The organism is Dyella mobilis (assembly GCF_016904945.1).
Taxonomy (GTDB): Bacteria; Pseudomonadota; Gammaproteobacteria; order Xanthomonadales; family Rhodanobacteraceae; genus Dyella_B; species Dyella_B mobilis.
In genome coordinates this window covers 1-7,323 of the sequence record NZ_JADIKF010000023.1, presented here as the reverse complement: position 1 = coordinate 7,323, position 7,323 = coordinate 1, and the positions used below count along the sequence as shown (strand labels likewise).

The 7,323-nt window shown below is 62.9% G+C and carries 4 protein-coding genes and 1 pseudogene; 2 read left to right on the top strand and 3 right to left on the bottom strand.

The window, feature by feature from the left end:
* Positions 1-120: pseudogene (locus tag ISS99_RS23715) on the top strand (IS30 family transposase); the annotation flags it as partial.
* 308 nt (positions 121-428) lie between these two features.
* Here the strand turns inward: ISS99_RS23715 and ISS99_RS00130 are convergent.
* Complete coding sequence (locus tag ISS99_RS00130; protein ID WP_204629533.1) at positions 429-1,751, bottom strand: chloride channel protein; 1,323 nt, start codon at positions 1,749-1,751, stop codon at positions 429-431.
* A 176-nt stretch (positions 1,752-1,927) separates the two neighbouring features.
* Between ISS99_RS00130 and ISS99_RS23610 the strand changes: the two genes are divergently transcribed.
* Positions 1,928-3,628, top strand: a complete 1,701-nt coding sequence (locus ISS99_RS23610; protein ID WP_204629532.1) for an esterase/lipase family protein — start codon at positions 1,928-1,930, stop codon at positions 3,626-3,628.
* A gap of 27 nt (positions 3,629-3,655) precedes the next feature.
* Here the strand turns inward: ISS99_RS23610 and ISS99_RS00120 are convergent, their stop codons facing one another.
* Positions 3,656-4,450, bottom strand: coding sequence for an SDR family NAD(P)-dependent oxidoreductase (locus ISS99_RS00120; protein ID WP_204629531.1), 795 nt, complete (start codon positions 4,448-4,450; stop codon positions 3,656-3,658).
* A 120-nt stretch (positions 4,451-4,570) separates the two neighbouring features.
* Positions 4,571-6,973, bottom strand: a complete 2,403-nt coding sequence (locus tag ISS99_RS00115; RefSeq protein ID WP_239537503.1) for a glycoside hydrolase family 31 protein — start codon at positions 6,971-6,973, stop codon at positions 4,571-4,573.
* Positions 6,974-7,323: the final 350 nt, after the last annotated feature.

The following is a 7,323-nucleotide window of genomic DNA, read 5'->3' as shown; positions in this document are numbered from 1 at the left end:
CGTCGGTTGAATCTTCGTCCTCGCGCCACCCTGGACTACCACTGTCCCGCTGAAATGTTCATGCGCGCATTAGGACGTCATGATCTGGCGGATCAAATTGATGACGCACTTCTAGATTGACTCTGCCAACCAAAGAGAAGGGCACCCCCAGGGCGCGCTTGCCGGGCATCCGTGCCCGGCAAGTGCGTGAAGGGCCGAAGGGGCTTTTCGACAGGGCGTCCTGCCCTGACGAAAAGGCATGGACATCCGTGTCCATGCCCCCTGGTGGGGCCTGATCCTTCGACCCTTCACCGCGCCCAAGGGGCCCCGGTAAGAGCGGCGCGCATCCGTGCGCGCACTCGGTGCCGGCGCGTCGCGCCGGTAGAGCGTGTAGTCGCGAGATTGGGGGGCATGAGATAGCAACGCTCGCGCAGCGTGCGGTAACCGCATCATTCCTTGTGCAACACCGCCGACGGTACGTGCACCTTGTCGTATCGCCTTATGCAGATACGCAACGCCGCACTCGATCCCGCCACCGCAAACACCACCGGAAACAGATAATCGTGATCCACGCGGGTCAGCTCCACCGCGAGCACGATGGCGGTGATCGGCATGCGCATCGAAGCGGCGAGAAATGCCGCTGCGCCGACGATGGCATAGGCGCTTAGCGGAACCGCAGGAAAGGCGTGGTTCCACAAGCTCCCTGTCACGATCGCCAGCATGGCGCCGATCGACATGCCGGGGGTCAGCAGGCCGCCGCCGGCACCTGCGCGCAGGCAGGCGAGGATGGCCAACACTTTCAGCACCAGCAGGGTGGCGGCCAGTTGCACGCTTACGCCGTCGTTGAAGCCGAGCTGGATAGGTCCTTTGCCGTTGCCCAGCAACTGCGGGTAGAAGATGGCCGCCAGGCCGATCAGCAGGAATGCCAGCAGGCAACTTGGCAGCAGGCGCCAGTCGCGCGGGACCTGGCTGCGTGCGGCGCGTTCCAGACGTGAGAAGCCGTAGGCGGCGAAACCGAACAGCGGGCCGATGAGCATCGACCAGGCCATCAGGGAATCGCTCAGTTCGAACACCGGCACGCTGTATTGCGCATCGTTGCCCAGGCCGATCCATGCGACGGTCGAGGCGATCACCGCAGTGAGCAGGGCGGGAATCGCGGCGGCGGTGGCGAAGGTGCCAAGCAGCACTTCAAGCGTGAACAGCGTGCCGCTCAAGGGGACGTTGTACACCGCCGCCAAGCCGGCGCCGGCGCCGCATGCGACCATCACGCGGCTTTCCTGCGGCGTCAATCCGATGCGGTGCGAAAGCCAGCCGGCGAAACTCGCGCCGACTTCCCGCGGAGCGCCTTCACGGCCGAGCGGCGAGCCCAGCGCGACGGTGACGATCTGCAAGGTGGCGTTGACCACCGTCGACAGTACCGGGGTGCGCGGGTCGTCCGATTTCAGCGCATCGTTTACGCTGATCAAGGGGCGCGCAAAGCGCTGCAGTGCCCACCACCCAATGCCGGCCACGCAGCCGCAAACCAGCAATGCGAGTACGCGCCTTTCCGGAGTTGAAGCAGTGACGCCTTGCAGGAAGCTTTGTGCGCTGAGCAGCTTGTGGATGCTGTAGCCATAGGCCCAGTGCTGAATGAAATGCAGCAGCAGGCCCAGGCAGGTACCGCCGATACCTGCGCCGATGCCGACGCCGACGGTAACGGCCATCAGCAGCGGCATGCCGGTGCGCGGACGCGCCAGCATGCCTTGATCCACAGGTTGTGCGGCGTCTATCACGGTGCTGACATCCTGTGGCGGCGAAATCGCGCTCGACATTGGCACAAACGCAGGAGTGAGACAATCGACGCCGGTACGTTTTGCGCCGGCGTGAAGCGTCGCCGAGGTATCCGAAAGATGACATCATGGGCGGAGTGAAGAAGGGTCGCGAGCGCTGGCGCAGGAGATCCATCCGCGTGTCTTGTCATGCACACCGCAATCACCTGCTGCCGGCCGTACTGGTCGTTGCCGCGATGTTTTCGTTGCACGGTTGTGCATCGCTCGTGCCTGCCAGCGCGCATCCCGGCAACTATTCGGGCTTGTCTGCCACCGATGCGCTGGAGCGTGCGCGCGAATGGCAGGCCAGGGCGCCGCACGAGCCCGATGACACCAGGCGCGGCAATGCATGGTTGCAGTGCGCGGTGTTTGCGCACGATGCGATGGCCAGCGAAAACGATGCGGAAGAAAGGTCCGCCGCAGCGCTGGCCACTTCCTGCAGTCGTGCCTATCTCGCGAGAATCACGCGCGATACGAGCTTGAACGTCCACCCGGGCCGGGTGTTGCTTGGCGAGCGTTGGGTGCAGGTTCAATTTCGCGGCATGCCCGACAGCCTAGACAAGCAGGTGCATCTTGAATTGGCTGACCAGCTGTCCGTGGAGGGACTCGGCGGCGTGCGTCATCGGCAACCGGGTTTTGGTGTTCCCGTGGTGGCCGCGGCACCGCCTTGCACGAACCGCCCGATATGCGCGCTGTATCCACCCGAAGGGATTTTTCGGCCGGCGACGGTATGGCTGGAAGATGCACCTGGCATGACGGCCGGAGCGGAGTCTCCGGTGCTGGTGGTGCAAAGTCCTGACACTCAGCCCGACCACATCATGGGCGGCGTGGATTATCCGCTGGCGGCGGGTTTTTCCGCGCCCTACGAATATCTGCTGGAACGCAGCAAGCTGCGCCGCCTGGGATGGTGGGGCTTGATCGGCGGACAGGCCATAGGCGAACGAGCCGGGCTGTTTCTGCTGGATGATTACGATCCGAAAAAAACGCCGGTGATCATGATTCACGGGCTTGGCAGCAGCCCGATCATCTGGGGGCCGCTCACCAACGCGATCATGGGCGATGCCGCCTTGCGCCGCCGTTATCAGGTCTGGCACGTGGTGTATCAGTCGAATGCGCCGGTATTGATCGAACGCCATCGCGTGCAGGGCTATCTCGATGCGGCGTGGAAAGTGCTGGACCCCGGCGGGAGCGCGCCGGCGCGGCAAGGCGTGGTGCTCATCGGGCACAGCATGGGCGGAGTGATCGCGCGGCTGTTGTGTGCGCAAAGCACGCCGGCTTTGTGGAGTTCGGTATTTACCGTGCCCTTCGGAAGCCTGCGCGGCGACGCGGCGGAACTGTCGTTGCTTCACGACATTTTTCAATTCCAGCCTTATCCGGGAGTCGATGAAATCATCTTCATGGCGGCGCCGCAGCGCGGCAGCCCGGTAGCCGGCGATTGGCTGGGAAGGCTGGTGCAGGATCTGGCCTTGCGGCACATTCCGGAAATGCCGGGCCTCGAACGTCTGGTTGCAGAAAACCCGGGATCGCTGCAGGCCAGCTATGTGTCGGGCAGCTTCCGTATCGACCACTTGAGCAGCGTGACCAGCCTGGTGCCCGGCGAGCCGGCGATGGTGGTGGGCGACACGCTCATGCCTGCCGCCGGCATTCGCTACGACTCCATTGCCGGCGTCGTGCCGGGCACCCATCCGCCCAGCGACGGCTGGGTACCTTTGAGCAGTGCCACCTTGCCGGGCTCGGCTTCTACCTTGATCGTCAATGCCGATCATCACGGCGTGCCGCGCGATCCAAAAACGATCGAGGCGGTGCTGGCGATTCTTCGCCAGCACGGTGCACAGCATTGATGGATTGTTTCCAGCCCTGCGTTCTTTTCAGACGATCGAGCGCACTACGCCGCCATCCACGCGCACGGCCGCTCCCGTGGTTGCCGACGCCTGTTCCGAAGCGAGATAAACGCTGAGGTTGGCCACTTCTTCGACGGTGGCGAGGCGCTTGATGAGGGAAGAAGGGCGATGCGTGGCGATAAAGTCGCGCTCTACCGTTTCCTGCGACACGCCCTGTTCGGCGGCGATCTTGCCGAAGAAATCGCCCACGCCTTCCGAACGCGTCGGGCCGGGCAGCACGCAATTGACCGTGACGCCGGTGCCGGCCAGTGTTTCGGCCAGGCCGCGGGAAACGGCGAGCTGCGCCGTCTTGGTCATGCCGTACTGGACCATTTCGGCGGGAATCTGCACGCCCGATTCGCTGGAAATGAACTGGATACGTCCCCAGCCGCGTTTGGCCATGCCTTGCGCATAGTGGCGCGACAGGCGCACGCCGCTCATCACGTTGATGTCGAAGAAGCGCTGCCAGTCTTCGTCGGGAATATCGAAAAACGGTTTCGGCTCGAAGATGCCGAGGTTGTTGATCAGGATGTCGGCGTCCGGCACCTGCTCGATCAAGTGATCGGCACCCGCCTTGCTGCCCAGGTCGCCGGCCACCCCGCTGAGGCTGGCACCGGGTACCTGGCGGGCAATGGCGGCGAGTGCTTCATCGACGCGAGCCTGGGAACGACCGGTGACGACAACGTGTGCGCCGGTGCCGGCTAGGCCGGTGGCGATGGCCAGACCGATGCCGGCGGTGGAGCCGGTGACGATGGCGCGGCGGTTCTTGAGCTGGATGTGCATGAGGGGACCTGCGGTCTGGCATATGGGCGAAGCATCAAAACTTGATGCCTTGCGCCGTTGATTCAAGCCGATGCTCTTGTCCAATGCTCCGCGAAGTTTGCCTGATCCGCCTGGCGGCAGCTACCGCCCCATCACTTGCACCCATTTGCCGACATCCATGCCGCCGCTGGCGGTGAGCTTCTGTTGCTTGTCATCCCAATGCAACGCCACGCTCTTGCCCGCACCGTGTTCATAGGCATAGCTGACGCCATCGTCGTCGTAGAGCGTGAAATCGGCGTCTTTGCCGGGATACACGCGAATCGAAGCCAGTTTTTGCGGTGTGGCGGTGCTGGGAATCTGCTCGCCCATCGGGATGATCGAACCGGCGCGCACGAACAGCGGGATGGTGTCGATCGGTGCGGCCACGTCGATGGTCTGTCCGCCGGAGAATTTCTGATTGGTCCAGTAGTTGTACCAGTCCGCTCCCGCCGGCAGGTAGACCTTGCGATGTTGCACGCCCTGCTCGGTAACCGGCGCGACCAGGAACGCCGGGCCGAACATATATTCGTCGCCGATATTGGCTACGTTGGCATCGTTCGGGAAATCCATGAACAGCGCACGCATGAACGGTGCGCCGCTGTCGTAGGTGTGTTTGCCCAGCGAGTAGATATAAGGAATCAGGCTGTAGCGCAGACGCAGGTATTTCACTACGACCTGCTCGGCGCCCTTGCCGTAAGCCCACACCTCCACGGCCTTGCGCATGCCGTGCACACGCAGCGTCGGTGTGAAGGTGCCGTATTGGAACCAGCGCGCGAACAGTTCCGGGTAATCGTCGTAACCGCCGACGACCGCGCGGGCGTCCGATGGATCGAGCAAGGGTTTGTGCTCGGGCACGTGGGTCGGCGGCAGCGGCTGCCAACCGCCGATGTCGTTGCCCCAATAGGCCAGGCCCGACGCGGTGAAATCCAGGCCGGTGGGCACCTGGCGTTTCAGCGCCTCCCACGATGGCTGGATATCGGACGACCAGAACAGCGCGCCGTTGCGTTGCGCACCGATATAAGCGGCGCGCGCCAGAATGAAGTTGCGCTTGTTGGGCCGGTCGCGGCGCGAACCGTCGGCGACGGCCTCCACGTGCAACAGCGGAAATACGTTGTGATAGCGGTCGCCCGAGCCGATGCTGAAGAAAAAGCCGTCCGGCACCAGGTCCGGTTCGGTTTCGTCGAGCCAGAAATAATCGAAGCCTTTGGACGCGATATTGTCGCGGATGTGATCCCAGAACCACTCGCGCGCCTGCGGGTTGGTGCTGTCGATCAGCGCACCGGCGCGATCGTTGCGGAACGGCAGGCCATCCACCGGCTGGCCCTTGGCGTCTTTCAACAGCCAGCCGCGGCTGGCCAGGAAAGAAAAATAGCGCGAGGTGCGTTCGAAGCGCGGCCACACGCTGATGAGGGTCTGGATACCTTCGTCATGCAGGGTTTTGTTCATCGCTGCCGGATCGGGAAAATCGACCGGGTTGATGTCCAGCTGCCCCATCTTGGTCCAGTAGAACCAGTCCAGCACGATGATGTCCAGCGGATAGCCACGCTTGCGGTAACCCGCTGCAACGTCGAGGATCTGCTGCTGGCTTTCGTAGCGTGCCTTGCTCTGGATAAAGCCGAACGCTGCCTTCGGCGGCAGCGGCGTGACGCCGGTGAGCTTGCGGTAGCCGGCATAGAGTTCGTCGGTGGTGTTGCCGGTGATGACGAAGAACGACACGCGTTCGCCGACGTTGGATTGCCACAGCGTGCGCCCGCTCACCGCCGCGGAAATGCTGGTGTCCGAGGGGTTGTCCCACAAAATGCCATAGCCTTTGTTGGTCACCAGGAACGGCACGCAGACGGTTTCGCCCGCTGGCGCATCGTAGTTGTGCTTGCAGTCGATGGTGCGGCCGCGGAAGTCGAGGATGCCTTCCTGGTTCTGGCCCAGGCCGTAGTAGTGCTCGTCCGACGGCGCGACGAAACTGGCGCCCACGCGATAGGTGTGTTCGCCATTCACCACGTGGGGCGACATCTCCCAGCCGGTCATGTCGAGCATCACTTCGCCGTCGGGCTTGCTGATCTTCAAGGCAACCGGCGGCAGGGTAGGCGCGAAGTAGCGCGCCATGGTTTCCATGGGCCCTTGTTTGGGCTGGACGACTTCCAGCGTGAGCGCTTTGGACACGAAGCGGTCGCCATGAGCATCGGCCTGGTGGGTCCAGCCGGTTTCGTCGGGATGGCCGACAAAGCCATAGCCGGGAGCGGCTTGTGCCTGCGCGGACTGGTCGCTGATGGTGACGCGGACGATGTTGGGGGCGTAGCTTTCGACGACGACATAGCTGCCGTTGTGGTTCAGCACGGCCAGCGGGGTTGCCAATACGGTTCCGGCTGAAAGGCTCAACGCAATGGCACCGACCAGGCGTGCAGGCAGGCGGCGGAGTTTCGTCTTGATGGCGGTCAGCCTGGTGTTGTCTGCCACGTCTTGCCCCTCGTTGCGCGCCCATGCGGTGATGTGGGCGGTAGCGGGCAATGATTACCCATTGGGTCGGGGTTTCGGTGGGGTGTTTGAAAAAAAGGAATGCGGTGTGGTGGATTTCTTACGGTGGTGTTGCAGGGGGATTTGCCGCGTGGTGGTAGGTTGGGTTAGCGCAGCGTAACCCAACGTTTTTGGCGCTGCGCTTTTTGATGATCAGGTCTAAAGCTTGAGGAGCGAAGAGCTTTCGGTCCTGAAGGACCGAGTCACTTTCTCTTGCGTGCCCAAGAGAAAGTAACGGCAGAGTCAATCTAGAAGTGCGTCATCAATTTGATCCGCCAGATCATGACGTCCTAATGCGCGCATGAACATTTCAGCGGGACAGTGGTAGTCCAGGGTGGCGCGAG